Origin of the sequence: Kitasatospora sp. GP30 (assembly GCF_029892145.1) — a bacterium.
Lineage (GTDB): Bacteria > Actinomycetota > Actinomycetes > Streptomycetales > Streptomycetaceae > Kitasatospora > Kitasatospora acidiphila.
Genome location: NZ_JARZAH010000008.1, coordinates 211,654 through 236,766 on the forward strand (window position 1 = coordinate 211,654; position 25,113 = coordinate 236,766).

42 protein-coding genes and 2 tRNA genes are annotated in these 25,113 nt (G+C 71.1%); 43 read left to right on the top strand and 1 reads right to left on the bottom strand.

All coding sequences use genetic code 11. The annotated features are described in order from the left end of the window. The 6 genes from P3T35_RS15605 to P3T35_RS15630 all read left to right on the top strand — a co-directional run bounded on the left by P3T35_RS15605 (window position 1) and on the right by P3T35_RS15630 (window position 3,205). Window positions 1-579, top strand: a complete 579-nt coding sequence (locus tag P3T35_RS15605) for a hypothetical protein (RefSeq protein ID WP_101382665.1) — start codon at window positions 1-3, stop codon at window positions 577-579. A gap of 2 nt (window positions 580-581) precedes the next feature. Further along, window positions 582-896, top strand: coding sequence for a hypothetical protein (locus P3T35_RS15610; RefSeq protein ID WP_101382666.1), 315 nt, complete (start codon window positions 582-584; stop codon window positions 894-896). Window positions 897-899: 3 nt separating this feature from the next. Further along, window positions 900-1,688: a hypothetical protein gene (locus tag P3T35_RS15615; RefSeq protein ID WP_101382667.1), complete on the top strand. Its 789-nt coding sequence runs from the start codon at window positions 900-902 to the stop codon at window positions 1,686-1,688. A gap of 51 nt (window positions 1,689-1,739) precedes the next feature. Further along, window positions 1,740-2,072, top strand: coding sequence for a hypothetical protein (locus P3T35_RS15620; protein ID WP_101382668.1), 333 nt, complete (start codon window positions 1,740-1,742; stop codon window positions 2,070-2,072). 106 nt (window positions 2,073-2,178) lie between these two features. After that, window positions 2,179-2,718, top strand: a complete 540-nt coding sequence (locus tag P3T35_RS15625) for an RNA polymerase sigma factor (RefSeq protein ID WP_101382669.1) — start codon at window positions 2,179-2,181, stop codon at window positions 2,716-2,718. Window positions 2,719-2,779: 61 nt separating this feature from the next. Next, on the top strand, window positions 2,780-3,205 hold the full coding sequence (locus tag P3T35_RS15630; protein WP_101382670.1) for a helix-turn-helix transcriptional regulator: 426 nt from the start codon (window positions 2,780-2,782) through the stop codon (window positions 3,203-3,205). Here P3T35_RS15630 and P3T35_RS15635 read toward each other — a convergent pair. Then, a complete protein-coding gene (locus P3T35_RS15635; protein WP_101382671.1) occupies window positions 3,196-3,525 on the bottom strand; it encodes a hypothetical protein in 330 nt (109 codons plus the stop codon). The two genes, P3T35_RS15630 and P3T35_RS15635, sit on opposite strands and share 10 nt — an antisense overlap. A 168-nt stretch (window positions 3,526-3,693) precedes the next feature. On the opposite strand from P3T35_RS15635, the gene P3T35_RS15640 reads away from it, so the two are divergent. The 37 genes from P3T35_RS15640 to P3T35_RS15820 all read left to right on the top strand — a co-directional run bounded on the left by P3T35_RS15640 (window position 3,694) and on the right by P3T35_RS15820 (window position 25,101). Then, window positions 3,694-4,056 carry a hypothetical protein gene (locus tag P3T35_RS15640; RefSeq protein WP_101382672.1) on the top strand — a complete coding sequence of 121 codons (363 nt, stop codon included), beginning with the start codon at window positions 3,694-3,696 and terminating at the stop codon, window positions 4,054-4,056. A gap of 6 nt (window positions 4,057-4,062) precedes the next feature. After that, entirely contained in the window at window positions 4,063-4,320 is a 258-nt protein-coding gene (locus P3T35_RS15645; protein ID WP_101382673.1) for a hypothetical protein, read from the top strand. Window positions 4,321-4,370: 50 nt separating this feature from the next. Continuing rightward, window positions 4,371-4,607 carry a hypothetical protein gene (locus P3T35_RS15650; RefSeq protein WP_101382674.1) on the top strand — a complete coding sequence of 79 codons (237 nt, stop codon included), beginning with the start codon at window positions 4,371-4,373 and terminating at the stop codon, window positions 4,605-4,607. Window positions 4,608-4,690: 83 nt separating this feature from the next. Next, window positions 4,691-5,281, top strand: a complete 591-nt coding sequence (locus tag P3T35_RS15655; RefSeq protein ID WP_143676918.1) for a hypothetical protein — start codon at window positions 4,691-4,693, stop codon at window positions 5,279-5,281. Between the two features lie 62 nt (window positions 5,282-5,343). Next, the gene (locus tag P3T35_RS15660) at window positions 5,344-5,487 is read left to right on the top strand and encodes a hypothetical protein (protein ID WP_180356622.1); all 144 of its coding nucleotides are present in this window, start codon (window positions 5,344-5,346) and stop codon (window positions 5,485-5,487) included. Window positions 5,488-5,502: 15 nt separating this feature from the next. Beyond that, window positions 5,503-5,826: a hypothetical protein gene (locus P3T35_RS15665; protein WP_101382676.1), complete on the top strand. Its 324-nt coding sequence runs from the start codon at window positions 5,503-5,505 to the stop codon at window positions 5,824-5,826. A gap of 2 nt (window positions 5,827-5,828) precedes the next feature. Beyond that, window positions 5,829-6,002, top strand: coding sequence for a hypothetical protein (locus P3T35_RS15670; protein WP_180356623.1), 174 nt, complete (start codon window positions 5,829-5,831; stop codon window positions 6,000-6,002). A gap of 40 nt (window positions 6,003-6,042) precedes the next feature. Beyond that, window positions 6,043-6,405 carry a hypothetical protein gene (locus P3T35_RS15675; RefSeq protein ID WP_101385335.1) on the top strand — a complete coding sequence of 121 codons (363 nt, stop codon included), beginning with the start codon at window positions 6,043-6,045 and terminating at the stop codon, window positions 6,403-6,405. Window positions 6,406-6,545: 140 nt separating this feature from the next. After that, window positions 6,546-7,253, top strand: a complete 708-nt coding sequence (locus P3T35_RS15680; RefSeq protein WP_101382677.1) for a hypothetical protein — start codon at window positions 6,546-6,548, stop codon at window positions 7,251-7,253. Window positions 7,254-7,376: 123 nt separating this feature from the next. Continuing rightward, a complete protein-coding gene (locus tag P3T35_RS15685) occupies window positions 7,377-7,526 on the top strand; it encodes a hypothetical protein (RefSeq protein ID WP_180356624.1) in 150 nt (49 codons plus the stop codon). Next, on the top strand, window positions 7,523-8,149 hold the full coding sequence (locus P3T35_RS15690; protein ID WP_280706341.1) for a hypothetical protein: 627 nt from the start codon (window positions 7,523-7,525) through the stop codon (window positions 8,147-8,149). The genes P3T35_RS15685 and P3T35_RS15690 overlap by 4 nt, the downstream gene beginning before the upstream one ends. A gap of 41 nt (window positions 8,150-8,190) precedes the next feature. Continuing rightward, on the top strand, window positions 8,191-8,481 hold the full coding sequence (locus P3T35_RS15695) for a hypothetical protein (RefSeq protein WP_218976710.1): 291 nt from the start codon (window positions 8,191-8,193) through the stop codon (window positions 8,479-8,481). Beyond that, entirely contained in the window at window positions 8,478-8,807 is a 330-nt protein-coding gene (locus tag P3T35_RS15700) for a hypothetical protein (RefSeq protein ID WP_180356626.1), read from the top strand. The genes P3T35_RS15695 and P3T35_RS15700 overlap by 4 nt, the downstream gene beginning before the upstream one ends. 133 nt (window positions 8,808-8,940) lie before the next feature. After that, complete coding sequence (locus P3T35_RS15705) at window positions 8,941-9,732, top strand: DUF2637 domain-containing protein (RefSeq protein ID WP_280706346.1); 792 nt, start codon at window positions 8,941-8,943, stop codon at window positions 9,730-9,732. A 105-nt stretch (window positions 9,733-9,837) separates the two neighbouring features. After that, window positions 9,838-9,987 carry a hypothetical protein gene (locus tag P3T35_RS15710; RefSeq protein WP_180356627.1) on the top strand — a complete coding sequence of 50 codons (150 nt, stop codon included), beginning with the start codon at window positions 9,838-9,840 and terminating at the stop codon, window positions 9,985-9,987. Between the two features lie 4 nt (window positions 9,988-9,991). Then, the gene (locus tag P3T35_RS15715) at window positions 9,992-10,465 is read left to right on the top strand and encodes a DUF6221 family protein (RefSeq protein WP_101382679.1); all 474 of its coding nucleotides are present in this window, start codon (window positions 9,992-9,994) and stop codon (window positions 10,463-10,465) included. A gap of 10 nt (window positions 10,466-10,475) precedes the next feature. Then, entirely contained in the window at window positions 10,476-11,027 is a 552-nt protein-coding gene (locus P3T35_RS15720; protein ID WP_101382680.1) for a hypothetical protein, read from the top strand. Window positions 11,028-11,172: 145 nt separating this feature from the next. Next, window positions 11,173-11,245 (top strand) — tRNA-Gln (locus tag P3T35_RS15725). A 100-nt stretch (window positions 11,246-11,345) separates the two neighbouring features. Next, a tRNA-Met gene (locus P3T35_RS15730) sits at window positions 11,346-11,419 on the top strand. A gap of 49 nt (window positions 11,420-11,468) precedes the next feature. Further along, window positions 11,469-11,828 (top strand): hypothetical protein, encoded by a 360-nt coding sequence (locus P3T35_RS15735; RefSeq protein WP_101382681.1) that lies wholly within the window; start codon window positions 11,469-11,471, stop codon window positions 11,826-11,828. Further along, window positions 11,828-12,040, top strand: coding sequence for a hypothetical protein (locus P3T35_RS15740; protein ID WP_101382682.1), 213 nt, complete (start codon window positions 11,828-11,830; stop codon window positions 12,038-12,040). The genes P3T35_RS15735 and P3T35_RS15740 overlap by 1 nt, the downstream gene beginning before the upstream one ends. A 15-nt stretch (window positions 12,041-12,055) precedes the next feature. After that, window positions 12,056-12,640 carry a hypothetical protein gene (locus P3T35_RS15745; protein ID WP_143676919.1) on the top strand — a complete coding sequence of 195 codons (585 nt, stop codon included), beginning with the start codon at window positions 12,056-12,058 and terminating at the stop codon, window positions 12,638-12,640. Continuing rightward, window positions 12,543-14,144 carry a phage terminase large subunit gene (locus P3T35_RS15750; RefSeq protein WP_101382683.1) on the top strand — a complete coding sequence of 534 codons (1,602 nt, stop codon included), beginning with the start codon at window positions 12,543-12,545 and terminating at the stop codon, window positions 14,142-14,144. The genes P3T35_RS15745 and P3T35_RS15750 overlap by 98 nt, the downstream gene beginning before the upstream one ends. Continuing rightward, window positions 14,123-15,742, top strand: coding sequence for a phage portal protein (locus tag P3T35_RS15755; RefSeq protein WP_143676920.1), 1,620 nt, complete (start codon window positions 14,123-14,125; stop codon window positions 15,740-15,742). The genes P3T35_RS15750 and P3T35_RS15755 overlap by 22 nt, the downstream gene beginning before the upstream one ends. 117 nt (window positions 15,743-15,859) lie before the next feature. Further along, complete coding sequence (locus tag P3T35_RS15760; protein WP_101382685.1) at window positions 15,860-16,666, top strand: hypothetical protein; 807 nt, start codon at window positions 15,860-15,862, stop codon at window positions 16,664-16,666. A gap of 12 nt (window positions 16,667-16,678) precedes the next feature. Further along, on the top strand, window positions 16,679-17,095 hold the full coding sequence (locus tag P3T35_RS15765; RefSeq protein WP_101382686.1) for a hypothetical protein: 417 nt from the start codon (window positions 16,679-16,681) through the stop codon (window positions 17,093-17,095). A 10-nt stretch (window positions 17,096-17,105) separates the two neighbouring features. Beyond that, a complete protein-coding gene (locus P3T35_RS15770; RefSeq protein WP_101382687.1) occupies window positions 17,106-18,605 on the top strand; it encodes a hypothetical protein in 1,500 nt (499 codons plus the stop codon). A gap of 136 nt (window positions 18,606-18,741) precedes the next feature. Beyond that, window positions 18,742-20,112 (top strand): hypothetical protein, encoded by a 1,371-nt coding sequence (locus tag P3T35_RS15775; protein WP_101382688.1) that lies wholly within the window; start codon window positions 18,742-18,744, stop codon window positions 20,110-20,112. A 76-nt stretch (window positions 20,113-20,188) separates the two neighbouring features. Next, entirely contained in the window at window positions 20,189-20,398 is a 210-nt protein-coding gene (locus tag P3T35_RS15780) for a hypothetical protein (protein ID WP_101382689.1), read from the top strand. Window positions 20,399-20,401: 3 nt separating this feature from the next. Beyond that, window positions 20,402-21,070, top strand: a complete 669-nt coding sequence (locus P3T35_RS15785; protein ID WP_101382690.1) for a hypothetical protein — start codon at window positions 20,402-20,404, stop codon at window positions 21,068-21,070. Next, entirely contained in the window at window positions 21,070-21,813 is a 744-nt protein-coding gene (locus P3T35_RS15790) for an NUMOD3 domain-containing DNA-binding protein (RefSeq protein WP_101382691.1), read from the top strand. The genes P3T35_RS15785 and P3T35_RS15790 overlap by 1 nt, the downstream gene beginning before the upstream one ends. Then, window positions 21,810-22,310 carry a hypothetical protein gene (locus tag P3T35_RS15795; RefSeq protein WP_180356628.1) on the top strand — a complete coding sequence of 167 codons (501 nt, stop codon included), beginning with the start codon at window positions 21,810-21,812 and terminating at the stop codon, window positions 22,308-22,310. Before P3T35_RS15790 ends, P3T35_RS15795 begins: the two co-directional genes overlap by 4 nt. A 64-nt stretch (window positions 22,311-22,374) precedes the next feature. After that, the gene (locus P3T35_RS15800) at window positions 22,375-22,611 is read left to right on the top strand and encodes a hypothetical protein (protein ID WP_101382692.1); all 237 of its coding nucleotides are present in this window, start codon (window positions 22,375-22,377) and stop codon (window positions 22,609-22,611) included. Beyond that, the gene (locus P3T35_RS15805; RefSeq protein ID WP_101382693.1) at window positions 22,592-23,767 is read left to right on the top strand and encodes a hypothetical protein; all 1,176 of its coding nucleotides are present in this window, start codon (window positions 22,592-22,594) and stop codon (window positions 23,765-23,767) included. The genes P3T35_RS15800 and P3T35_RS15805 overlap by 20 nt, the downstream gene beginning before the upstream one ends. A gap of 111 nt (window positions 23,768-23,878) precedes the next feature. Further along, complete coding sequence (locus tag P3T35_RS15810; RefSeq protein ID WP_101382694.1) at window positions 23,879-24,385, top strand: hypothetical protein; 507 nt, start codon at window positions 23,879-23,881, stop codon at window positions 24,383-24,385. Window positions 24,386-24,411: 26 nt separating this feature from the next. Beyond that, complete coding sequence (locus tag P3T35_RS15815) at window positions 24,412-24,624, top strand: hypothetical protein (protein WP_101382695.1); 213 nt, start codon at window positions 24,412-24,414, stop codon at window positions 24,622-24,624. 6 nt (window positions 24,625-24,630) lie between these two features. Next, window positions 24,631-25,101: a hypothetical protein gene (locus P3T35_RS15820; RefSeq protein ID WP_101382696.1), complete on the top strand. Its 471-nt coding sequence runs from the start codon at window positions 24,631-24,633 to the stop codon at window positions 25,099-25,101. Window positions 25,102-25,113 lie beyond the last annotated feature (12 nt).

Genomic DNA, 25,113 nt, shown 5'->3' on the forward strand with positions numbered 1-25,113 from the left:
GTGTTCGACGCCGATATCACCGCCGACCGCCCCGCCCACTGGCCCGACGAGCGGCCCCGCCGCATCTTCCACCTGTCCGTGCCGGAGTCCACCGGCCCGTTCGAGGACTCCGCCGGCTACGAGCACGGCCAGCCGTGCCCCGGCTGCCAGCAGCGCCCCGAGCACGGCGCGGACATCGTCCGGCTCGGCAACCAGTGGTGGCACCTGCGGTGCGCCGCCCACCACATGCGCACCAGCGGTGCCGCCGCCGCATGGCTCGCCCTCGGCGCCGACCTCGCCGCCCGACCGTCCGCCTACAGCGTCACCGAGACCCGCGCCATCGTCCGCCAGCTCCTCGCCATCACCACGGCCACCGACGCCCCGCCCTGCCCCGACTGCGCTCTGAACCGCACCTGGGGCGAACTCGCCGCCCCAAACGCTGGGGCGCCCAAGACGGACGACGACGAGTGGGTGCGCTGCTCCAACCCGCGCTGCCACAGCGGGGAGCGGTTCGCGAAGGCCACGGGGCGCGGCTGGCAGGCCGGGCACATGGGCACCTGGCTGTGCCCCAACTGCCGCATCACCACTCAGGAGGATTGACCATGCCCGACATCAACGCCACCCCGCTCCCGCTCGACACCGACGCCCCCGAGCTGCCCCGCACGACCGACGTGGGCCGGGGCTACCTCCAGCGCTTCGCCGAGGCCGAGCAGGCCGGCGCTCCGGTGCACGTCTACCGCGACCCTGCCAAGCCCGGCAGCGGCGTCAGCCGCCCCGCACTCGACCGGCTGCGCGGCACCGGCCCCGATGACGCCCTAGTCCAGCTCGGCGACTACGTGCCGCTGCAAGGCCGCCCGGTCCGGGTCACCGACCTCGGCTACCAGGTCCTCGCCGCCCACACCACCCCGGAGAGCTGACCGATGACCGCCACCCCGCCGCCGCTGTCCGACGAGCAGCTCACCACCATCCGCGCCCGACACCAGGCGGCCACCAGCGGCCCCTGGCGCAACGAACCCTACGGCGGCCTCGGCCCTGAAACCGTGCTCGGCCCCGGCATGCCCGCAGTCGCCGCCCTCGACTTCGGCGACGGTGACCAGGCCGACGCCGACCGCGACTTCGTCCTCAACGCGCACACGGACATGGCCGCGGTGCTCGCCGAGCTGGACCGGCTCCGCGCCGAGCGGGACCGCTACCGCGCTGCCTGGCACTCCGCCCGGCGCCGCGCCAACCACAACCACAACCAGGGTCAGCGCTTCCAACTTGCCGGCGGCGCCGTCCGCGAAGCTCTCGTGCGCGCCGGCTACATCACCCGCCGCGACACCGTCGCCGACGCCGTCCAGAAGATCGACGCGGCGCCCCGGCCCTGGTACGTGCGATGGCTCGTTGACCGGCTCCAGTACGCCGCCAGGGCGCACGCCAGCACCGTGCTGCAGGCCAAGCAGCAGGCCCGCCGCGCCGACCAGTTCCAGGCCGAGGTGCGCGCCCAGGGCGATGCCCTCGTGCGCTGCCGCGCCCAACTCGCAACCGTCCAGGCTCAGGCCGTCGAGCAGAACCAGCGTGCCCACCGCGCCGAGGCCGTACTCCAACGCATCGACGACCTGCGCGAGCAGTGGGCTGACCACTGCCTGGGGGCGCAGGCCCGCGCGCTGCTCGCCGACGTCGCGGCCGCGCTCACGCCACCCGCTGACGGCCCGTCTACCAGCCGCTGACACCCGTCACCGGCCGCACACCGCGGCCGACCAACCACCCAGGAGACCACCGTGGCCACCGCCACCACCCCCGCCGACCTCATCCGCGCCGCCATCGACACCCTCGCCGCCGCTCGGGCCGCCGAGACCCTGCTCGCTGAACACCCCGAACTGCCCGTCGCCCGCCTGCATGCCTCTGGGACTGACGACGACGACCGCGTTGGCCCGCTGCTCGAAGTCCAGCTGGACACCAACCTGGACGCCCTCGCCGAGTACGCGAAGGCCATCGGTGTCGAGGTCGAGGAGTTCACCGAGACCGAGTTCAGGGCCGTCACCACGGTTCGTGGCGTGACGGTCTGGGTGACCGCGTGGGAGCCCCTCGACAGCGACCCCAACGGCTTCTGACCACCCGCCAGCCGCCGCATAAGCCGAAAGCGCCCGGCCGCGAAAGGCCGGGCGCCGGACGGCCCACCCGTACCACGCACCATACGCCGCACCAGGGAGCACGGGAATGCCCACGACGCCGCCACTCATCACCGCCGCCCAGGCCGGCGACCGCGAGGCCGTCGCAGGGCTCTACCTCCAGCACCACCGCGCGGTGCGCAGCTACCTGGCCCGCCGGTGCCCTGCGGACCTGGCCGACGACCTCGCCCAGGACGTGTGGGTTCGGGCCCTCCGCGCGCTCCCCAGCTACCAGCACACCGGCGCCCCATTCGACGCCTGGCTGTTGACCATCGCCCGCAACCTGCTGCTCGACCACCAAAAGCGCGCTGCGACCCAGCGCGAGGTGCTCGCCGATGACCCCGGCCGGCACCAGCACGGCGCTGCGCCCGGGCCCGAGGACCAGGTGCTCGCCGAGCTGGACGCCGCGCCGGTCCGCACCGCCGTCGGCCAGCTGCCCGCCGTCCACCGGCAGGCCCTCGTGCTCACCCACTGGGCCGGCCTCAGCACCGCTGAGATCAGCCACCGCATCGGCCGCAGCCCGGCCGCCATCCGCACCATCAAATGCCGCGCCAGTGCCGCCCTTCGCCGCCAACTGACGGCCGCCTGACGGGCGTCAGGCGGCCCCTGACCTGCCAACGAACGCCCACACAACTGCCTCCAGGAGCACGATGTCCGCGCCCGGCCCACGCATCGGCGACCCGCTCACCACCGGAGAGCTCGACGTCCTCCGACTGGCCGCCAACGGCGGCACCACCGCCACGATCGGCCGCGACCTGAACCTCAGCCCGCACGCCGTCAACTCCCGGCTCAAGGCGGCCTACACGAAGCTCGACGTCCACGACCGGGCGCACGCCGTCGCCCTGGTGCTGCGGCTCGGCATGCTGCACCTGGCCGACGTGGACGCCGGCCCGTACCTGGCGGCCGTCCACGACCGGGCCGCGGCGGCGGAGGCCCTGATCGCGGAGGCGCGCCGGCTCCTCCAGGAGCTCGGCCAGGACCCGATCGCCACTGCCCTCGTCGGCGCGGTTCCCGGGCAGCACGAAGGGCCGCACGGTGCACCGGGCGGTTGGCGGGGTGGTGCGGGTCAGTCCTGAGGGTCGGCTTTGGTGCGGCGGGGGTTGGCAACGGGCTCGGCCGGCAGGGCTTCGGCTTTGGCTGCGAGGCGGGCTTCGGCTTCGGCTCCGACGGTGGGTACGCGGCGGCGGTTGTCGGCGCCGATGGCGGTGGCGATCTTGCGGAAGAACTCGGCAGTGAGGCCGGTGAGTGCGGCGAGTTCCTGGTTGCTGGCGCCGGCTCGGATGGCTTCTTCGGCTGCGTCCCGGACCTGGGGCTTGAGTTCGCGTTCGGTTTCGACGGCTCGCTTGTAGCGGGTGAAGAGCTGGGCGGTCTTGGTGTCGGGGTCGTAGCTGGTCATGGGGTGATGTTCTCACGAGGGGTTGGCCATCGGGTAGGCCACCGTGTTGGGCTTCGCAAAGAATCTTTAAGACCAACACGTTGGCCACTTGATTGCCCAACGCGTTGGGCTCATACTGGAGTCATCAGGGCGGCACCAAGCGGCCCAACTCCCCACCAGGAGCACGAGATGCGCCGCACGATCACCGCGATCCGCCGCCTCGCCGCCGTCGCCCGCCAGATCCACATCGACCTGCGTCACGCAGTCTTCGGCCTCGGCAACCTGATCCGCACCGGCGACATGCTGGAGCGGCTCGGCATCCAGCTCCCCGACGGGCAGCAGTCCTGGTACGGGCGGCACGTCGCCAAGGCCTACCGCGCCGCCCACGACGGCCAGGACGCCCCCAAGGCCTGGGCGCAGCACCGCACGACCGGCCGCTGGATTCGGGTGTTCGTCTACTCGCCGACCGACCCGGCGCTGCTCGCCGGCCTCCGCTCGTACAAGGCCACCACCGACCTTGTCACCCGCGCCTCGTTCGCGGAGGCCGCGTAGACCGACATGACGAAGGCCGATGCCACCCGCCAGATCGCGACGATCCTCGTCCACGATCTCCGCCGAGTCGGCGAGTCCGAGATCACCAGCGCCACGGTCAACGCGGCGCTCAACGAGCTCCGCCGTACGGCCCCTGCCAGCAGCCCCGCCCGTGCCGCGCTCGATGCATTCGGCGAGGACGTGACCACGTGGCGGTGGCGCGAACTCAAGCGTGAGATGCGCGCAGCGATGCGCACCCGCTTGGAGTACGAGCGTCCCGCCTGACCGCCGCTCAGACCACCCGCCCGCGCACCACCACTCGCAAGGAGACCGCCGTGGCTGCCCCCGAGAAGCACACCGTCGTCATCACCCGCTCACAGCTCTACCCCGAGGTAGCCCGGCCCGGTCCGGCGTGGCGGTGGACGTACGACTACACCGTCGATGGCGGCCCGGTCTGCCAGTACGGCACCGGCCTTGCGTCCCTGCGCAGGATGCTCCGCGAAAAGTTCGGCGCCCGCAACGTCGACATCGTCGAGACCTGGAAGCAGCAGCCCACCGGTCCCGCCGTCTGATGGCCGCCCGGGTGCCCGTCTTGTACGGGCGCCCCACGAGGCACTCAGCCGACCAACCAGCCACCCGCCGCGAGGACTTCACCATGACCCTGGACACCCGCGTCTTCATCCTTGACCAGATCAGCCCGCAAGAGGTCTTCCAGCACTGCCGGGAGCTCCTCGGCTGCACCGACCACCACACCTGGACCGACGAACAGTGGTCCACCACGTCCGGTCGCTGGACGCTCAGCAACGCGCCCGGCCAGGGCCTTCCCGCGTGGCTCATGGTCTACCACCGGCCCGGCGCGCCGCTGCGCAGCGCCGAGCAGGCCGCCGAGCACGACCCAAGCATCTGCAACCTCCCCGGAACCTCCTGGTACGACGAGGAGGCCGGCCCCTGCGACGGCTCCGACCACGCGCCCGCCTGCTGGCTCACCGTCTCCTTCGACACCAGCTATGGCTACAGCGACGAGCGCGGCTACGGCTGCGGCGACCTCCACGCCGAGTACATCGCCCGCCTCGGCCAGTGGCTCGACGCCATGGGCATCCGCTGGTGCTGGGAGAACGAGTTCACCGGCGAGATCCACACCGGTTACGAGCAGCTGACCGGCCTCGCCTCCGGCGCGTTCGAGGCCTCTGCCTGGTTCCGCACCACGGTCCTGCCCGCGATCGAGACTCACGCCCGCCGATCCTGACCGCTGGCCGGGGCTGTCCGCCATCAGCCCCGGCCGCCACCAACCCACCCAGGAGGTGCCCGGTGGACGACGACACCTGCCACGGCTGCGGCCAGCCCGCCGACGGCCACACCGACCACAACGGCGACCCCGCCTGCACCGACTGCACCAGCACCTGGAACGCCCAAGACGACAACGCCGAATGGCGCCACTACGCCTACCACTGAACGGAGCTCAGACCCGTGACCGCGATCCGAACCGCCGAGACGCGCGTGATCACCATCACCGTCTCGGACCTGCCTGACCTCGCCAACTGGGACGGCAAGTTCCACATCACCCCCGCCACGGTCGAGCTCACCTACCGCTGGTGGCACCCCGACCACCGACCCGAGTGGTTCAAGCCCGGCCGCGCAGCCGCCAAGGTCACCGGCCCGCGCCGCCTGAAGTCCGGCGCCGTCGGCCAGCAGGAGTGCACGTTCGAGTTCCACGCCGACTACGGCCGCGAGCACCCGAATTGGCTGCGCGACCTGATCGCCGCGCACGCGCCGGAGGGCTGGGACCAGTGACCATGAACCCGCTGATCGTCCGCTGGGACCGCACCGTCATCCACCCCCAACAGCCCGGCGAGGACACCATCGTCTGCTGCCTCACCAACGGCGGACAGCCCGTCGCCCTCCTCCTGGACGATGAGCTCCGCGAGGCCCTCGGCCTGGTGCTCGTCGACCCCGACCCCGAGAACTGACGGCCCGTTGACGCCCGTCACCGCCACCAAGGAGAACACCATGGGACTCGACTTCAGCCACACCGACGCTCACTGGTCGTACGGCGGCTTCATGCGCTTCCGCCGGGCCATCGCCGCCCACGAAGGCATCACGCTGGACCACATGTACGGCTTCGCCCGCCCCGGCGACGACACCCCGAAGCTCGCCTGGGACACCGTCACCACCCCGCTCAAGCCGCTCCTCAACCACTCCGACTGCGACGGCGAACTGACCCCCGACGAGTGCCACCAGGTCGCGCCCAGGCTCCGCGAAGTCGTCAACGCCGTCTGGCCTGAGGACTGCTATGACCGCCAAGCCGGTCTGGAACTGGCTGACGGCATGGAGGCGGCTGCTGCCGCTGGCGAGTCGCTGCGGTTCTGCTGACGCCCGTCACCACCAGCCGCCCGACACCCGCCGGGCGGCTTTCCGCGTGCCCCGACGGCCTGGTGAAACGATTCTGCGCCTGGCCAGTTGAGTAGGGCGGGTGTGCGACGGGCGCACACCCGCACGCCGGAGGCCGCCCCTTGCACACCCAACACGCCCGCCACCACCTGCGCGTTGTCCGCGAACACCTCGGCGACCTGGCCGCCGCCGTCCACTGCCCCCCGGCGCCCGTCTGGCCCCCGCGTCAACTCGCCGCCCACCTGCGGGCGATCGCCGACGCCGAAGCCCGCGCCGAACGCCTCGAACGCGCCGACCTCGCCCTGGTCGACAAGCGGGCACCGCTCAACCTCGACGCCTACGACGCGCTGGAGACCATCACCGAGCAGCTGCTGGACCTCGCCGACCAGGTCGCCGGCGTCGTCCAGTGGCGCCACGACCAGGACCCGCGGCTCTGGCGCTTCGAGCACTCCCACCAGCAGGGCGCGCACTGGGCCGCGGTCTACGTGGACGGCCGGCTTGCTGGCGACGACCTCGGCGACGGCTTCATCGGCACGCCGGACTGGCTGATCGCCACCTGCGCGACGGTTGCCGAGGACTGCGCCCGCCGCACCCTCACCGTGCTCGGCCTGGACGAGCGGCACACCGTCATCCCCGGCCGCGGCTGCCCGTCCTGCGGGCAGGAGTTGACGCTCCACACCGGCCCCGACGAGCCGCCGACCGTGACCTGCCCCGCTGGCCCCCACTGCCAGGCGGCCGTGCCCGTCGACCCGCGCACCGGCCGCCGCGTCTGGTCGTGGCAGCACCTCCCCGCACTCCTCACCGCCCTCAACCAGGCGCACGCCGCCTGAACCCGGAGCTCCCGTGGACGACAACACCGCCGGCGTCCTCTTGGCCGCCATCATCGCCGCCGCCTACGCCATCACCACCGTTTCCCGCCACTGGGCACACCGCGACAACGAGGAGGACGACCTGTGACCGAGCAGCAGTCGAAGCAGACCCCATGGGTGCCGGTGGCCGGCCACCTGTCCGGCAGCGGCACCCACACCGACGCGCCGACGCCTCCCGGGATCCCGGAGATCGAGACGACCGAGGCCACCAACGAGCCGGAGGATCAGCGGTGATCGAGCCACAGCCTCGTCCCGGCGACATCGGCCTCACCTCCATCACCGGCACCGTCGGCTGGCTTATCCGCCTCGGCCAGTGGCTCAACGGCGACGGCTTCGCCCCGTACGAGCACGCGTTCATTGTCATCGGCCCGGGTGCTGACGGCCGTCAGTGCCTTGTCGAAGCCCAGCCGGGCGGGGCTCGTATCGGCCTGCTCGACGAGTTCAGCGACCGGCACGTCGAATACGTCGCCCCGGCAGGACTGACCGATGCCCAGCGGGTCCGGATCGTTCACGCCGCCGTCTTCCTCGCCGTGGCCCGCACCCCGTACAGCTTCCTCGACTACCTCGCCCTGGCCGCCCACCGCTTCCGCCTGCCCATCCCCGGCCTGCGCCGGTACGTGGCCGACAGTGGGCACCTGATCTGCTCGCAGCTTGCCGATGAGGCCTACCGGCGCGCCGGCGTGCAGCTGTTCGCCGACGGCCGCTGGCCCGGGTACATCACCCCCGCCGACCTGTGGCAGCGACTCGGCCGCAGCATGCCCATCCCCGGTGCCGTCGTCGGGTTCCCGCCCCACTGGGGCTCGGACCTGGTGGCGCACTGGCTCACCGAATTCGAGGAGCGAGGCGAGCGGCAGTGACCCGGCTCGTCACAGCAGAGACGGAGCGCTTCCGGCGCCGGATGCCCAGCGCTGAGAAGGCGGCCGCCTTCGACCCGATCCACCACCACCTGACCCACTGGCTGGACCAGATGCTCCACCTCGTGGACGTCGTCCTGGAGGACGAAGGCGTCACCACGGAGACCCGCCAGCGGGTAGTCCGCGGGATCCTCTACGGCAGCCCGAACCCGGCGGACGCCGAGATGCGGGCAGCGCAGCGGGACCAGCTGGCCGACATCCTGGAGGCCCGGCCGCCGAGCTCGGTCGTGCTGCGCGACGCCACCGAGCAGTGGCTGGGCGGTGAGCAGCGGTGAGCGCTCTCGATGCGGCCCGTGCGGCCGTGTTGGCGGGGACGGCATGGGAACGGGCGATACGTCTCCTGGTCGGTGAGCAGCAGGCCGTGCCGCTGGATCCGGCCGTGGTGGCACTGGGCCGTAAGCCGACGGACACAGAGCGAGAGCTGGTGGCCTCTGCCGTGATCACCTGGGATGAGCTGGCGATGGTTCTGGCCAGCATGACGGAGGTGTATCAGCCAGCCCCGCAGAAGCCCCTGTTTGAGGCGTTGGCAGAACATCGGGCTGCGAACAGTGGGCAGTATCCGCGCCGTCAGCGGGCCCGGGTGAAGCGGAGGCGGCGGTGAGCGGCCTGGTCCGGGTGCCCCCGCTGACGCCCGTCACATGCGCCGTCAGGAGTAGGCTGACCTCCACCAACTAGCGGGCCAGGCACGGGGATCGCAGCCCCGGCCCGGCCCTGACCACGGAGGAATCAGCTCCATGGCTACCGCCAACCCTAGCGTCGGCATGCCCGACCGCGCCCGCGCCGTCCAGGCGCTCGCCGTCGGCGCCGCGCTCGTCACCATCGCCCTGACCGCCGCCGCGTTCTGGCTCTCGTACGAGTCCCTGCACCAGCTCGCCGCCGGCCACCACCTCACCGGCGCCCGAGCCTGGGCGTGGCCGGCCGCGATTGATGCGTTCGTGATCGTCGGCGAACTGCTCGTTCTGCGGAGCGCGTTGCTTGGTCGGCGGGACTGGCTCGCCATCGCCCTGACCGCCGCCGGGAGCGCGGGCAGCATCGCCCTCAACGTGGTGAGCGTCGGCGCCCGCGTGGACCTGGTGACGCAGATCGTCGCCGCCGTACCGCCAGTCGCGGCGCTGCTCGCATTCACCGCGTTGATGCGCCAGCTACACCGCGCGCTGGCCGGGCGCCCGGCCCCGTCCGGACCGGCCCCCGGGCGCTCGCCCGCACCGCTCGTCGAGCAGCCGCTGACGCCCGTCACGACGGCCGTCGATGCCCACATCCCGGCCATCCCGCCCATGCCCGCCCAGCCGCCTGTGCTCCCGCCCATTGCCTACGCGCTGCCCGGCTGCGACATCATCCGCCCGCTGTACGGCCCGTACCGGCCCGGCACCGCCACCATGCGTGCCGCCCTGGCTGCCGCCGGATACACCGGGCCGAGCAGCGACGGCCACCTGCGCGGCAAGATGCGCGCCGAGGTCGAGAAGCACGAACCCTGGCTTGCCGACTTGGAGCCCGAGCCGACCCGGCTCGCCGCCGTCGCATCCTGAGCGATACCCCGACCCGGCCCCGCAGTTGAGCAGCAACTGCGGGGCCCTTCGCGTTCCCGGCGCGGCAGCAGCGGCCGGCCGTCGCTGGTCGGGAGGATGCTGGGCATGGACGACTGCCCGGCAACTGCCCTGATCCTCTTCGACGGCGACCTGTGCCTCGCGATCTGCAACCTGCCCGCCAGCCACGACGGCCAGCACGAGGACCTGGTGCTCGGCGAATGGGGTGACAGCGCTGGCTCTGTGGGAGCAGGATGAGCTGGTGAACGACGACCTGGTGGCGTTCCTGCGGGCGCGCCTGGACGAGGACGAGCGCCTGGCCGCCGATGCAGCGAAGCACTGCGCCAGCCTCATCGCGGCCGCAGCCCGCACAGAGGGCATCTGGGAACCGCCCTACGACGGTTCCGCCTGGGGTTCCAGCGCCGACCACGTCTACGCGGCCGACCCACGAGGCGACCAGCCGCGCGCCGACATCGCGGACTTCGGTGCCGGTGCCTTCATGCTGACACCGCACATCCAGAACCACAGCCCGGCGCGGGTCCTGGTCGAGGTCGACGCCAAACGACGCATGATCGCGCTCCACGAGCAGGCCGCCACCGACACCGAGTCGAGCGACTACCTGGTTGCCGGCCCCGGGCGGATGCTGCTCGTTGCCCTTGACCCGGTCGTGCGGCTGCTCGCGCTGCCGTACCGCGCCCACCCCGACTACCGGCCCGAGTGGGCCCCCGCCATCTGAGGAACCGCCCGTGTCCTGGCTCCAGTTCATCGCCGACATCAAGTGGGCGGTCGTTGCGCTCGTCGCGCTGGCAGTGGTCAGCCGCAAGATGAAGCGCGTAAGCCCGGAGACCCGACAGGCCGTCCGGGACTCCCTGCTGACCCGTAAGCTCCGCGTCAAGCTCGGCGACGCCGAGGCCGAGCTGGGCGAGAAACAGCAACTGGCCGAGGCAGTCTCGGCCGCAGCCGCCAGTGACGAGGAACTCCAGGCCCAGATCCAGCAGATCACCAGCGGTGAGCCGAGCCCAGAGGAAGTACAGCAGGTTCGGCGTAGTGCGATCGACGAGATCATTCGCCAGACGGTCCACCTGACGTGGGAAATCAGGAACTTCAACTTCGTTTTGCCCCCTATCCCTCACGTTGAGTGGGACGAGGATCGTCCTCGGGTCACCTACGGAGGTGGCAGTGAGGGCGAGCGCCACCGGGCCCTCATGGCTGCGGCGGTCAATGCGCATCCGGCCAGCGTGGAGCGTAGGTGGATGGAGCGCATGCTTCAGCCCAGAAGTACTGATGGCCGGTCATGAGCCTTTGCTGCGCCCCGACGTCCGAGGCTTGACCAAACCGTGATCTGACTGTCATAGTGGCTGCGGGTGTTCAGCGTGCCCGTAAACCGCTGACAGCCCGTCGACTACGGCCCCGCCACCATCCCGGTGCGCGGGGCTTTGTCGTTCCCCGCTGGTGCAACTGGCAGCACACCGCGCTCTGGACGCGGAGGTTCGTGGTTCGAATCCACGGTGGGGAGCGGTCTCAACCAGCACCCGGGGCATCCGGGAACGGAACGAGATGCAGCATCCGCGAGGACTGTGACGGCCTGGCTGGCGCGCGCAACGCCAGGCCGTGAGTGGCCCGTAGCTCAGCCTGGTAGAGCAGCGCCCTCATAAGGCGTGAGTCGCAGGTTCGAATCCTGCCGAGCCAACCCGGCGCGACCCGCTGGCAGGACTCCCCACCAACAACCTGGAGCCTCCTTGCCCAGCATCCCGCGCCTGCGCGCCGCCACCCGCCCTCAGACCGTGGAGACCACCATGTCCAAGATCGCCGAGAAGCTGCACGACCTCCTGCACGAGGTCGTCACCAAGTTCGAGATGCTCGGCCACCCGGCCGCCGCCGAGCTGCGCGCCATCCACGCCCGCATCGACGGTGACGCCCGTCAGCTGGCCGCCGAGGCCGGCGCTGACGCCCGTCACATCGCGACCGACGCCGAACACCAGGCAGCCCCCGTCGTCACCGAGGTCACCCAGGACGCCGAGCAGCTCGCCACCGAGGCCGCAGCCGACGCCACCACCGCCACCGAACCGGCCGCACAGCCCCCGGCGGCCACCGCCTGATGGACACCACCGACCGCCACCCCGGCACCCAGGCCATCGCCCGGCACTTCTCCTACGCCCACCTGCCCCAGCACCTTCGGCCCATCAGCGAGGCTTGCCACGACCTGGCCGAGGAGATGATCCGCCGGCTGCCGGATGGGCCCGAGTTGACCGCCGGCCTCCGGAAGTTGCTGGAGGCCAAGGACTGCCTCGTTCGGGCCGCACTCGACTAGCGATCGGAGGGCGCGATGGGCCGCAAGCCTGCCAACCGCGACATCGCGCACCAGCTCCCGATCGTCGAACGCCGCCGCCGCGCAGTCGAGATGAAGATCGCAGGCCACACCTGGGAGCAGATCTCCGACGCGCTCGGCTATGGCGGCAGGGCCAACGCCTACAACGACATCAGGCGCGAGCTCCAGAAGTCCGCCGCCAAGCTCGCGATCCCGCTGGAGGAGTACCGCCAGCTGGAACTCGACCGCCTGGACGCCGAACTGGTCCGGCTCGGACGACTCCAGGAGACGATCGAGGCGATCCTGGAGCGCGAACACGTCACCATCCAGGGCGGCAAGGTCGTCCTGATGGACGACGACTCCCCGGTGCCCGACTACGGACCAGTCCTGCAAGCCGCAGACCGGCTGCTGAAGATCGAGGACGCGCGGCGCCGCAACGCCGAGCGCCGCGCCAAGCTCCTCGGCCTGGACGCGCCCACCAAGACCGAGGGGGTGCTGACGCTGGATGCGATCGACCAGCAACTCCAGCAGCTCAACGGCGAACTCGCTGCTCTTGAAGCTGAAGATCCAGAAGCTTCAGGAGCTGAAGACCCGGAGAGCTGAGCTCCAGGCCCGCAAGGCTGAACAGCTGCGCCGGATCGACGTGTTCGCACGTCTCGGCTACCGACCCCACCAGCAACAGCAGGAGTTCCACAGCTCCATCGAGGACGACGTCCTGTACGGCGGGGCGGCTGGCGGCGGCAAGAGCGTCGCGATCGTCATGGAAGGCCTGCTGGCGTGCGTGCGCTACCCGGGGATCCGCGTCCTGCTGATCCGCCGCACCTACGACGAACTCGCCGAGTCCGTGTTCCCCGTGCTCGCGAAGTTCGGGTACGCGGCCGAGCTGGGCGCCCGCTGGAACGGCACCGAACGGGAGTTGAGGTTCCCGAACGGTTCGCTGTTCCGGTTTCGGTACATGGAGAACCTCGCCGACGCCTCGCGCCGGCAGGGCGGCGAGTACCAGCTGCTGCTCGTGGACGAGACCACCCTGATGCCGCCGGGTGTGGTGGACATCCTCAAGTTCGAGCGGCTGCGCTCGGGTGGCAACGTGCCGGTCATCGGCACCCGCTCCACCTGCAACCCCGGCGGCCCATCCCACGCCCAGGTCAAGGCCCGCTACATCGACGGCACCAACCACGGCAGCAACGTAGTGGCCGATGACCAGGGCCTCACCGTGCGGTTCGTCCAGGCCAAGGCCACCGACAACCCGCACCTGGACGGCAGCTACCACCGGCGGCTGAACTCGATCCCGGACCCGCAACGACGCGCCGCGATGCGCGACGGCGACTGGGACCAGTTCGCCGGAATGATGTTCCCCGAGTGGCGCCGCGAGCGGCACACGATGGAGCCGATCACCCTGCCTGCCGAGTGGCGCCGCTACAACGGCATCGACTGGGGCTTCAGCGCGCCGTGGTGCGTGCTGTGGGGCGCTGTAGATGAAGACGGGCGTGTGTACGTCTACAGGGAGATCTACAAGACCCAGGTCGGTGAGGCCGAGCAGGCTCGGCAGATTCTGGCGGCGGAGGCCGGCGAGCAGATCGGTCCTCGGTACGCAGACGATGCGATGTGGGCGACCAGGGGCGATGCCAGGCCGATTGCCTCGATCTACGCGGAGAACGGCGTGCCGCTCACGGCGGCTGGCAAGGGCGGCCGTGTCCCGGGCTGGCAGCGTGTGCATTCCTACCTCGGCGAGGCCCCGGCCTGCGCGCACCACCGCGAACTCGGCTGGGAAACCTGCCCGCTCCTGCACGTCTTCACGAGCTGTGTGGAGCTGATCCGCACCCTGCCAGCCTTGCCACACGCGCAGATCGGCGACCCGGAGGACGCGGACAGCAAGGCCGAGGACCACGCTCCGGACGCCCTGCGCTACCTGCTGATCAACTTGGGCGGCGGGCCGCGGTTCCCGGACGTCGGGGCGCCCCCGGCTGCCGAGGCCGAGCAGGAGCTGAAGGCCCCGTTCGCCGGCCGCTACGCGATCGCCCGCGGCCCCGACGATCCCGATCCCGACGACGATGTGCCCGAGCGTGGGGCGGTGAGGAGGTCTCCGTGGGCATCTGGTCCCGACTGACCCGCCGCACCGAGCCCGTCACCGAGTCCGTCAAGCCCGTCACGACGACCCCCGCCGCCGACCCGACACCCGCTCAGGCGGCCCGGCGCGGCTACGAGTACGGGATCCCGCGCGGCGGCACGACCGAGTACAACCAGGGCGGCGGCGACCTCGGATCCGACCGGCGCGAGCTGCTCGAACAGCTCTACCAGGTGTACACCACCTGCACATGGGCCAGCGCCTGCGTGGACGCCATCGCCCGCACCGTCACCGCAGGCGGCCTGTACATCGACTGGGCGCAGGACGACCAGGAGGGCGACCGCAAGGCGCCGGCCCGGCCGCCGGAAGTCCAGCGGCTCCAGCAGCTGATCGACTACTGCAACCCGTACGAGGACATGCAGCAGCTGCTACGCGGCCTGGTGACGGACCTGCAGGTCGCCGGAGACGCGTACCTGGAGGTCGTTTGGTTCCTCGGGGAGCCGATCGCGTTGTACAGCCTGGACGCCGCGTCGATGCGGATCATCTCCGACCCGCACGGCGTCGTCACCCAGTACGTGCAGATCACCGACGACGGTCAGCGTGCCCCGTTCGAGCCAGACGAGATCATCCACATCAGCATGGACACCCCGCGGTCCGGCCTCCACGGCACCAGCGCGACCGAGAGGGCGCTGTTGCCGATCACGACCTGGCTGTACGCCTCCGGCCTGCTGAAAGAGACCCACCGCAAGGGTGACCCGCCCATGCTCCACGTGGACTTCCCTGAGTCCACGAGCGACAACGCGATCAAGCGGTGGCTGCAGCAGTTCCGGGTGCGCGTGTTGGGCCCGAAGAACCGCGGCGAGCCGATCATCACCACTGGCGGCGGCAAGGTCACCGAGCTGCAGCCGTCCCGGATCCCCGACCTGCACGCCAGCAAGGACCAGGCGCGGGACGAGATCCTCGCGGTCTACGGCGTGCCGCCCGCGCAGGTCGGCGTGATCGAGTCCGGCAACCTCGGCGGTGGCACCGGCGACAGCCAGCGCAAGACGTTCATGACGAACACCTGCGCCCCGGTCGCCGCGCTGATCCTGGAGAAGCTCAACTTCCACCTCACGCGTCGCGGCTTCGGCATCGACGGCTGGACCCTCAAGCTCCGCGAAGTCGACATGCGCGACAGCTTGGTGATCGAGCAGATCCGGGACCTTAGGATCCGCAACGGCCTGTGGCTGCTCAACCGCGGCCGCGCCGACATCGGCGAGCCCCCCGTGAAGGGCGGCGACGACGCGGTGCTGATCGACAGGCAGAACCTCGTGCTGTGGGCCGACATCGCCACCATGTCGAAGGCGATGCTGGCCAAGACCGCGGCGCCAGGTCTCAGCGCCGGTGCGCAGATCGACGGCATCGAGATGAAACCCGAGCCGGAACCGGCTTCGGTGCCGCCGGAATTGGCGGTGCACGCGGCAGCGATGGCCGCCGGCCAGCAGCCGCCGGCACCCGGCCAACCCCCGGCGCCGCCCGGCAGCAGGCCGGCCGAGGCCTACGACTGGCGGACCTACTACGAGGACGACCCGGACGAGGAGGACGAGGAGGACGAGCCGAATGACTTCGCCGCCCGCCTCCGGGCCGCCCTCGCAGCCTGATCCGCCCGGCCCGACCAGCGACCAGCCCGAACCACCCCGCGAAGGACCTGACCACGCTCCGGGTGGCGCGCTCACCGCAGCCGGAGCGTGGCCGCTGATCCGAAAGCAGGTCTTCTGATGGCCGCCGGTCGGGCGCCGACGCTCCAACTCGGCCAGCTCACCGGCGTCTGGGCCGCGATCTACCGGCGCCGGGACCGGCTGGAGCAGCACGCAGCCAGCCAGGTACTCGCCGCATGGCGGGAGTTGGCCGCCGGCCTGGACCTGACGGCCGTCATGACGGCCCTGCGCCAACAGGTCGCCCCGGCTGAGAGCACCGCCGCGGCCGACCGACGCCGCCACGTGCAACGGGTCACCACCGCTGCGGTGCTCGCCCAACTCGCCCGGCTCGCCAGCCGACCGGAGTGGCCGCAGCTGGTCGCCGCACTCACCGCAGCGATGCGCGGCGGCCGGGCGGCTGGCGCACGGGCCGGGCACGCGGTCGCGGCCGACGACGGCGGCGAACTCGGCGACGAGGACTATGACCAGGCCGACGGCGAGGGCGATGCGGATGCGGAGCTCGCCGCCGCCTACACCGTCACCGCCGCCGCACTGCGCGGCACCGCACAGACCATCGCCCGAGCCCTGCTCACCGCGGCCGAGCAGGGCACTGACGAGCGGGCGATGCTCGACCAGGCCGCCGCCGTCATCACCGACGGCGCGGCCTGGTCCACGAGCATCATCACCGCAGTGGGCGCTGCCTGGACCGACGGCATGACCGCTGCCTACCAGCAGCGCAGCGTGCAGCAGCTGTCCGTCGTCACGGTCGGCGACGGCCACGTCTGCTCGGCCTGCATCACCGCCGAGGACAACAGCCCCTACCCGGCCGCCACCGCACCCCGGCCACCCCTGCACCCCCTCTGCCGCTGCACCCTGCAGCCCACCTGATCGGAGGCCGAGTTGGCCAAGGCACCGCTTGTGACGCTGGCCGACGACGGCGGCAACTCGATCCCGACCCTGCGGGCCAGTGCCGGGGCCGCCGCCTACGGGCAGACGCTCAATCAGTTCACCGGTAACCCGGTGTTGTCCACCACCGCGGCGACCACGGTGGCGCTGTTCACCGTGCCAGCAGGGCAGACGTTCTACCTCACCGACCTCTACGTCGGCGCGAACACCGCCAGCCCGTTCCTGGTGCAGGTCACCGCCAACGGCGCGCCGATCTTCACCGGCTACTGCAAGGGCGACACAGGCCCCATCGACATGCCCGGCATGGAAACCCAGCCGCAGGCCCCAGGAGGTTCGCAGGTCTCCATCGTTCTCGGCCAGGTCGCGGCCGCCACGACCGCCGCCTACTACCTCGGCGGGTTCAGCCAGTAAGGGAGGTCCGATGGCTGGGATTGCCACGATCAGGGGCACGGCGATCGCCCCGGGGGTCTCCAGGAACCGCCGGCTGTACACCCGGCAGATGCTCGGCCGGGCGGTCGAGCGGGCCCAGGCGGCGATCGCCCGCGGCGAGCCGCACACGATGCTGACCCACCACGGCGCCGAGGACGATTCGACACGGATCGTCGGCCGAGTCACCCGGCTCCAACAGGAGGACGACGGCCGGGTGACGTTCGAGGCGGAGATCGCCGATACCGCGCACGGCCGTGACATCGCTGCCCTGGTCACCGGCGATCGGCCATTCCTGGACGGCGTGTCGATCCGGGGCGCCTGGCGGGGTCCGGTCCGCCGGGTCGAGCACGACGGGCAGACCGTTGAGACCGCCGACGATCTCGACCTGTACGGCCTGGACTTCACCAAGACGCCCGGCGTTCTGGCCGCACGGATCGAGCCCGGCGCTGCGGCGGCCGAGACCGCCGAGACGGCCCTGCTGGTGTACGAGTCCGTCACCGAAGCCACCGCCGCCAAGGTCAGGGCCCCATACGGCGCTGTCGCGTACGCCGACCTCGGCGTCCGCGACGGCGTGAAGCGCCTGCCGATCGACACCCGAGCCCACGCCCTCCAGTCCTGGCGGGCCCTTGCCGAGAACGCCACCGGCTACACACCCCAGCAGCTGAAGCGCATCCGCCCGCGAGTCCGGGCCGCGCTCACTCGATTCGGAGTCCCGATGGAGACCACCCACTTCGGCGACGTCACCGAGTTCTACGGCGACATGCCTGGTGCCGACGGTGGCGGGTTCTGCATCGACGCCTACAACGGCCCGATGTCGATCTCCCTGCGCTGCTGCGGGATCGCCCCGGCCGAGCTGCGGGTGATCGCCCAGGCTGCGATGAACGCCGCCGTGGACGCCCTCCAGGCACTCGACCCCGACATGGACGCCGACATCGACGTCCCGGGCGCGCCGCACGCCGACACCGACGGCGACACGGAGACCAGCCGCCGCCCGGACGACGACCAGATGGAGACCGCCCCGCCTGCCGCGGCGCCGACCGCCGAGACCACCCCGAGCCGACCGGCCGGGGAACCCACACCCACCACGGAGGTGCCCGCCGTGAGCGAGCAGCCCACTCCGGCCGCCGAGACGGCCAACACCCCCGCGCCCACAGTCATCCAGCTGACCGCGGAGCAGTTCCAGCAGTTGCTCGGCGCCCGGCCCGCCCCGGCCGCGGCCACCGAGTCCGCGCCCGCACCCCCGGCCGCACCGGTCGAGGAGACCGAGGACCAGCGCGTGCAGCGGCTCGTCGCCGAGGGCATCGCCGCCCAGCGCGACCAGATGCTGGAGTCCCTGCGTGCCGAGGTCCGCCACCAGGGCCCCGCCCGCAAGGGGCTCACCAGCGCAGGCGTCACTGAGACCGTCGATCAGGACCCTGAGGCGGCCCGCCGCACCCGCAACGACGCCCTGCTCGACTGGGTGTCGAACGGGCGCTACAGCAACGACGACTGACGTCACCAGCACCAACGCTGACTGACCGCCATCCTCAGCCGGGTGGTGCCGGATACGGCAGGAATGGTCACCGCCCCCGTAGCGCGCCGCGCCGGGGGCCTCTTCATGCCCTCTTCCTGCCCCCGGAGGCACCCCCATGTCCCGCGAACTCGCCGAGGCTCTCGGCGCGGCGGGCGCATCCGCGCTCGTCCCCAAGATCATCGACCCGAACCTGTTCGAGCAGCTGCGCCGGTACTCGCCGCTGATCGAGTCCCTGCCCAGCCAGAAGATCCGCAGCACGGACTACTACTTCAACACCCGCAACGGCCTCGCCTCCGGCGGCGCCGTCACCGACGGCGGCGCCCGCCCGGTGTCCACTGGCTCGTACTTCCAGAGCAAGTTCACGATCAAGAACCTCCAGGTCGTGGGCGCGATCACCGGCTACGCGGAGGAGGTCACCGCCGACGTCATCGGTGACCTGCGAGCCCGCGAAATCATGGGCGCCATCCGGGGCCTGCGTTGGGACACCGAGCAGATGCTGGTGGCCGGCAATGCGGCAGCCACGCAGTTCGGCCCGTACCCGCAGTTCGACGGCCTCGCCACCCTCATCAACCAGTTCACTGGCACCAGCAACAACGGCCAGAACTCGATCGATGGAGCTGGCAGCAACATCAGCTTCAGCCTGCTGAACCAGCTGATCGACCTCGTCGAGTCCTACACCGCGTCGCAGGTCACCAACTCGGACTGGATGCTCGTCATGTCGAGCACCGCCGAGGGTGCCCTCTCCAGTCTGTTCACCAACCAGCAGCGGTTCACGGACGTCGAGGTCGTGCCCGGCCTGATCGTGCCCAGCTACCGCAACATCCCGATCGTGAGGTCGTCCTACCTGGCGACCAAGGGCACCACGATGGGCACCGTCACCGCGACCCCGGCCACCACCGGCGGCACCCTCGCGGCCGGCACCTACTACTACAAGCTCGCCCCGGTGATGACCCGCCAGGGCGAGGCGATCGCGTGTGCCGAGGTCTCGGCTACCACCACGACCGCCACCTCCACCGTGACGCTCGCCTTCTCCACGCCCAGCGGCTTTCAGGCCAGCACGCCGCAGCACTACATGGTCTACCGCTCCACGGCCACCGGGCAGGAGACGCTGCTCGGCGTCGTGGACGCCACCGTCGGCCTGGCTGCGGACGGCATCACCCCGATTCTCACCACCTCGATCGTGGACACCGGCGCGAACCTCGTCCCGCAGAACGGCGCGACCGTCCCGGCCCAGACCCCCGCCGCCTACGTCGGCACCAACACTGGCCTCAAGCCGAGGTCGGCCGGCCACGAGGACATCTACCTGATGTCCCGTGACCGTGACAACGTGCTCCGGCCCTACGTCCGCGACGTGGTGCCGAAGGACGTCTTCCCGACCACGTCCAGCCCGGACGCGATGCCGTTCGCGGTCGTCTCGGACACCTGCCTCGCGGTACGCGGCCCGCAGTGGATCGGCCGACTCGCGCGCGTTGCCCCGACGTTGTAGTCCCCGACCAGCTGGCCGTGGCGACTGCTCGGCGCCACGGCCAGCCAGCCCGCCCCAACCTCGCTGGGAGATCAGCATGTTCGTCAAGAAGCAGCACCCGGGTGGCTCCAGCCACGGCTACCAGTGGCCGCAGGGCGGCGAGTGGGTTGAGATGGCGCCCGAGGACGCCCACGAGCTCGTCACCATCGCCCCTGGCGAGTTCGAGGCCCAGCCGGAACTTCCCAAGGGCGTGAAGGCGTACGTCCCGGCGGCCGCCCCGGCGCTCGGCGCCGTGGTCGAGGAGTAGTCGGTGGCCGCCGACTCGCCGGTGCCGCTGGCGACGGCGGCCCAGCTCCAAGAGGGCCCGTACGCGGACCTGGTGAGGTCGTACAGCCCGCAGGCCCTGTCGGATCTGATGATCGAGGCGACCCGCATGTGCGAGGGCGCGGCCGGCCGCCGGTTGGCGCCGTTCACCGGCCTGGTGGAGACAGAGCGGGCGACCGGCATCGACCCGGACGAGTACATCGACGCCGGCAACGTCCCGCTCGACCTGGCCGGAACGCTCGGCCAGTCGTACGCCTACGCCATGGGCACCACGTCGCTGGTCCGGCATGGCTGGTTGCAGGAGTTCGCGCCCAAGTACCCCGAGCTGTGGGCCTACTCGCTTCAGTCGATCACCATCCACCGGTCCTACGGCGGCGACCAGGCCATCAACCTCAGCACGGTGCGCGGGCCCGACCCGGACAGCGGGCACCTGTGGTTCAACATCGGGACGTTCCTTCCGATCGGCTCGCTGGTTACCTACGTGTACGGCGGCGGCTACCAGACCGTTCCGGCCGACCTGGTACGGGCCTGCAAGTACATGGCCGCCAGCATCGCGGTTCGGGAGCTTGATCCGACGATGGCCGGCCACGGCCACGACCCGGACGTGCTCGCAGCGGACGCTGACGCGATCTGCGCGAGCTACGGACGCGGCTGATGTCCTGGGGCACGCCGCAACCTGCGTCGCCCGCACGGCACACGGTGAAGCGGCACCTCTCGGCGGCGGCTCGGGCCCGGATCTCGGCCCGCATGAAGGGGCGGCCGCACCCGCACAAGGGCCACCCGATCAGCTCCGCGACCCGGGCGAAGATCTCGGCTGCGCTGCGCGGCCGGCATCACCCCGGGCACCGGATGAGTGCGGCGGCCAGGGCCAAGTTGTCCGCCCGGATGCGCGGCCGGCATCACGCGGGACACAAGCTCACGGCTGCCCAACGCGCGAAGCTGTCGGCCAAGCTCAAGGGCCGCAAGCACAAGCCGCTGTCGGCGGCGGCTCGCGCCAAGCTCAGGGCGAAGCTGCGCGGGCGGAAGCACAAGCCCATGAGCGCGGCAGCCAGGGCCAAGCTCCGAGCGAAGTTGAAGGGGCGGCACCACAAGCCGCTCAGCGCCGCCGCGAAGGCCAAACTCCGCGCAAAGCTCAAGGGGCGGCACCACAAGGGCGCGCACCACAAGATGAGCGCGGCCGCCCGAGCCAAGCTGAGCGCCCGGCTGAAGGGCAAGCACCGCAAACCCGGTCGCCGCCGGCCGATGTCGGCCGCAGCGCGGGCCAAGCTGTCCGCTCGGATGCGCGCCGCGCACCACCACGGCCACCACAAGGGCCACCGAATGTCTGCCGCCGCGAAGGCCAAGGCCGCGGCGACCCGCCGTTCGCACCCCCGCAAGCAGAGGAGGAGGCGCCGGTGACCAGCACTGCCGATGCTGTCGACCGAGAGGCCGCCTGGCTCAATGCCTCCGGGGACGGCCTGCCCGCGCTGCTGGCCTCAGCCGGTGGCCCGTGGGACATCATCCAGCCCTACATGGCCCGGACTCCGGCGACCGCGAAGAAGCAGATCTTCGTGATGCGGCGGCGGATCGCGGAAAGCCGATTCGCCGCGCCCCGCAAGATCGATACGTACCCATTCCACCTCAACTTGTGGTGGCCGATCGGCGCGACCACGACTGGTGTCGGGATCGCCGAGGCCGAGCAGCGCGCCCTGGACGCGGCGATCGAGTTGCTGCTGGAGCGGATCCGCGGCTACCCGACGGACCACTCGCACGGCGGCCGCTTCCTGTCTGTTGCGGAGGCCCCGGTCGGCGCCGAGATCGCCGTGGACTTCGGCGATCCGGTCCAGGGGATCGCGAACGGCGTGCTGACCGCGACCGCGACCTACAGCGCCGACGACCAGGACTACACGGCCTGACACCCGTCAACCACCCGTCACGGCCCTCGCATTGCGGGGGCCTTCGTGCTTCCCGGAGGCCTCCGTGCCTGATCCCTACCCGCAGCGCAACCCGGGCGATGTCCCGGTGGACGTGCCGGCGATCCCAGCAACGGTCGGCCCCGGCGAGGTCGTGCTGTGGCACGTGCCGGTCGCCGGGTTCGAGCGCGTCGAGCCCAAGCCGACCGCATCACCTGATCCCGTGCCGGAGCAGCCGGCCAAGCCGACGAAGGCCCGCATCGCGGCGCCGGAGGGAGTGACCAATGACCCTGCTGGCGCGTAACGGCACGCTGGGCCTGGCCAAGGAGGCCACACCCGGCACGTACCTGGTGCCCACGGTGGGCATCCCGTACACCGGCAGCAGCGGCTTCGAGGACATGATCACCCAGATCAAGGACGAGTCGATTCGCGGTGACGACAGCGTCCTGCACGGCTCGTACGCCGGTCCGGCGCACGCCGAGTGGACGATCGACTGCCTCGCCTACCCGGACCTGATCGGGCATCTGCTGTGCGCGACGATCGGCCCGGACACGGTGACCGCGGGAGTCAGCACCACGCTCTCCGCGGCGACCACCGTGGGGGCGACGGCGATCAGCACGCCGCTGTCGCTCGCGGCCGGCACGATCGTCAAGGTCGGCTCGGGTGCGGCGATTGAGTACGCCTGGACCGACGGCGCGGCCACGGGCACCGGCCCGTACACCTCCAACGTCACCACGGTGCTGGGCAAGACCGGGGCGAACCGGGTGCCGCTGGCGAACGCACACAGCTCGGCCGACCCGGTCGTCGCGCCGACGCAGCACCTCTTCAAGCAGAACCCGGCCGTCGCCCTGCCGACGTACTCCCTGACGTACTTCGACACCCTGCAGTACGTGTCGTGCAGCTACGTCAGGTTCAGCGAGCTGCAGATCAAGATCGACCCCAAGGGCGCGATCAGCTTGTCCACAAAGGCGACCTCGTTCCCGTCCGTGGCCGCCAGCAGCGTCACCGAGACGTACAGCCAGTACGATCCGCTGCTCGGCTGGTCGTGGACCCTCACGAACGCGGGCGCCAGCTCGACCCGCGGCCGGAGCCTGGACGCCACGCTGAAGCGAGCCGTTGAGGCGATCGAGAGCAGCGACGGGACCCAGGCACCGCGCGAAGTCTTCGCTGGGGCCTTGGAGTTCGACGCGACATTGAAGGCGATCTTCGAGAACAACGTCGACCTGAACCTGTTCCTCCAGAACAGCCAGCTACCGCTGACCGCGAGCGCCCAGCAGCCGCTGGCGCGCGGTGGGCAGTCCCTCTCGATCATTGCGTCGAAGAGTGCCTGGTACAAGGGCAAGCGAGACCTCAGCCAGGCCTACAGCCAGGCCGACTTCAGCATCAGCGGAGTGGCCAACACGGTCGATGGCGGGGTCGTGCAGGCGACGTTGCTGAACTGGCAGACCACCGCCTACTGACGGCGGCCCACAGACTCCCGGCGCGGCAGCTGCGCGCGAGCGTTGAGGGCGCGGGGACGCGCCGCCGCCGCGCTGGGACCACTCAACTCCCCACCCCTCACGAGGAGCATCATGACCACTCCGGTCTACCCGCCCGCCCCGCAGCCGGTTCCGGCGACGTTCGACCCGCAGCCACCGGTGCCCGCACCGATCACGCCGACGCAGCTGCCGCAGCTCGCCGACCAGCAAGCCACCGCCGTGCAGATCCCCGAGGGCGGCTACGCGTCCCGCTGGACCCGGATCCCGCTGCCGCAGTACGCGGTCGCGGGAGTCCCGGAGCCGTGGGTTGAGATCCGCAACCCGGGCATGATGCCGCAGTCGGCGCTGGACGAGATCGGCGCGGCGCTGACCCGGGTGGAGACCGGGCCGGACGGTGAGCCGGTCGCCCGGGACAGCGGGGTCATCTTCGACCAGTTGCTTCGGCTGATCCGCTCGTGGTGCATGTGGGATGCCACGAGCGATGCGGACGTCCCGCCGCTGTTGCCGCCGCCGGTGGATGCCGTGACACTCCGCCGGGCCCCGTCGGGCGCGCTCGGCCACGTTTTCAAGACCTTCGCGGAGCTGCAAAACCCTCAGTAGAGCTCGGCTCCAGTTACCTCGAAGACGTGCTCTGGCCTGCCGAGTCCATCTACGACGGGACTTGGGGCAGCGGGCCGGCGCCGGTCGAGGTGCAGTGGGTCGAGCTCATGCTCGCATTCAGCTGGTCCTGGCAGGAGTTGGAAGCGACGCCGCCGTACGTCCGCCGGGTCTGCTGGGACCTACTGGCCGCGCGTCGCGAGGCGGAGCGGGCGGCGAACGAGCATGCGGCGAAGGGGTGACGCCTGATGCCGGAGTTCAGCGCCGCCTCGTTGCGCGAGGCGCTGCTGCGCGTGCAGCGACTGGGCGTGAGGGCCGCCCGAACGGGCCTGATCGGCACGGCCGACGCGATGGTCAAGCAAGCCAAGACCAACGCGAGCAACGGGCGGCACGCCTGGGGAACACCAACGCCGGCGTCGCCCGGGATGGGACCAGCGGTCATCTCCGGCACGCTGCGGCGAAGCATCGTCCGCGAGGCCGTGAAGCGGAGCGCGGACGGCTGGGAGACCAAGGTCGGCATGCAGCCGGACCAGTTCCCCAGGTACAACCCGCGGACGCCGTCCAGCAGGTACGCGCTGTACCTGGAGACCGGGCTCCGCAACGGCTCCAAGTACCCGTTCCTGGAACCCGCCACGCGCCTCCTGCCCGTGCAGGCCGAGGTTAACTACCGGACCGCGTTCGCCGCGATCGACTGGACCGCCGCTGCGGCCGCCGACTGACCCCCTGGAGGG

Bases quoted from the DNA above. Each gene is read 5' to 3' on its own strand.
- P3T35_RS15610 (WP_101382666.1), top strand. From the start codon at position 582: ATGCCCGACATCAACGCCACCCCGCTCCCGCTCGACACCGACGCCCCC.
- P3T35_RS15615 (WP_101382667.1), top strand. From the start codon at position 900: ATGACCGCCACCCCGCCGCCGCTGTCCGACGAGCAGCTCACCACCATC.
- P3T35_RS15625 (WP_101382669.1), top strand. From the start codon at position 2,179: ATGCCCACGACGCCGCCACTCATCACCGCCGCCCAGGCCGGCGACCGC.
- P3T35_RS15630 (WP_101382670.1), top strand. From the start codon at position 2,780: ATGTCCGCGCCCGGCCCACGCATCGGCGACCCGCTCACCACCGGAGAG.
- P3T35_RS15635 (WP_101382671.1), bottom strand. From the start codon at position 3,525: ATGACCAGCTACGACCCCGACACCAAGACCGCCCAGCTCTTCACCCGC.
- P3T35_RS15640 (WP_101382672.1), top strand. From the start codon at position 3,694: ATGCGCCGCACGATCACCGCGATCCGCCGCCTCGCCGCCGTCGCCCGC.
- P3T35_RS15645 (WP_101382673.1), top strand. From the start codon at position 4,063: ATGACGAAGGCCGATGCCACCCGCCAGATCGCGACGATCCTCGTCCAC.
- P3T35_RS15655 (WP_143676918.1), top strand. From the start codon at position 4,691: ATGACCCTGGACACCCGCGTCTTCATCCTTGACCAGATCAGCCCGCAA.
- P3T35_RS15670 (WP_180356623.1), top strand. From the start codon at position 5,829: ATGAACCCGCTGATCGTCCGCTGGGACCGCACCGTCATCCACCCCCAA.
- P3T35_RS15675 (WP_101385335.1), top strand. From the start codon at position 6,043: ATGGGACTCGACTTCAGCCACACCGACGCTCACTGGTCGTACGGCGGC.
- P3T35_RS15695 (WP_218976710.1), top strand. From the start codon at position 8,191: ATGCCCAGCGCTGAGAAGGCGGCCGCCTTCGACCCGATCCACCACCAC.
- P3T35_RS15705 (WP_280706346.1), top strand. From the start codon at position 8,941: ATGGCTACCGCCAACCCTAGCGTCGGCATGCCCGACCGCGCCCGCGCC.
- P3T35_RS15710 (WP_180356627.1), top strand. From the start codon at position 9,838: ATGGACGACTGCCCGGCAACTGCCCTGATCCTCTTCGACGGCGACCTG.
- P3T35_RS15740 (WP_101382682.1), top strand. From the start codon at position 11,828: ATGGACACCACCGACCGCCACCCCGGCACCCAGGCCATCGCCCGGCAC.
- P3T35_RS15745 (WP_143676919.1), top strand. From the start codon at position 12,056: ATGGGCCGCAAGCCTGCCAACCGCGACATCGCGCACCAGCTCCCGATC.
- P3T35_RS15750 (WP_101382683.1), top strand. From the start codon at position 12,543: ATGCGATCGACCAGCAACTCCAGCAGCTCAACGGCGAACTCGCTGCTC.
- P3T35_RS15760 (WP_101382685.1), top strand. From the start codon at position 15,860: ATGGCCGCCGGTCGGGCGCCGACGCTCCAACTCGGCCAGCTCACCGGC.
- P3T35_RS15770 (WP_101382687.1), top strand. From the start codon at position 17,106: ATGGCTGGGATTGCCACGATCAGGGGCACGGCGATCGCCCCGGGGGTC.
- P3T35_RS15775 (WP_101382688.1), top strand. From the start codon at position 18,742: ATGTCCCGCGAACTCGCCGAGGCTCTCGGCGCGGCGGGCGCATCCGCG.
- P3T35_RS15780 (WP_101382689.1), top strand. From the start codon at position 20,189: ATGTTCGTCAAGAAGCAGCACCCGGGTGGCTCCAGCCACGGCTACCAG.
- P3T35_RS15790 (WP_101382691.1), top strand. From the start codon at position 21,070: ATGTCCTGGGGCACGCCGCAACCTGCGTCGCCCGCACGGCACACGGTG.
- P3T35_RS15805 (WP_101382693.1), top strand. From the start codon at position 22,592: ATGACCCTGCTGGCGCGTAACGGCACGCTGGGCCTGGCCAAGGAGGCC.
- P3T35_RS15810 (WP_101382694.1), top strand. From the start codon at position 23,879: ATGACCACTCCGGTCTACCCGCCCGCCCCGCAGCCGGTTCCGGCGACG.
- P3T35_RS15820 (WP_101382696.1), top strand. From the start codon at position 24,631: ATGCCGGAGTTCAGCGCCGCCTCGTTGCGCGAGGCGCTGCTGCGCGTG.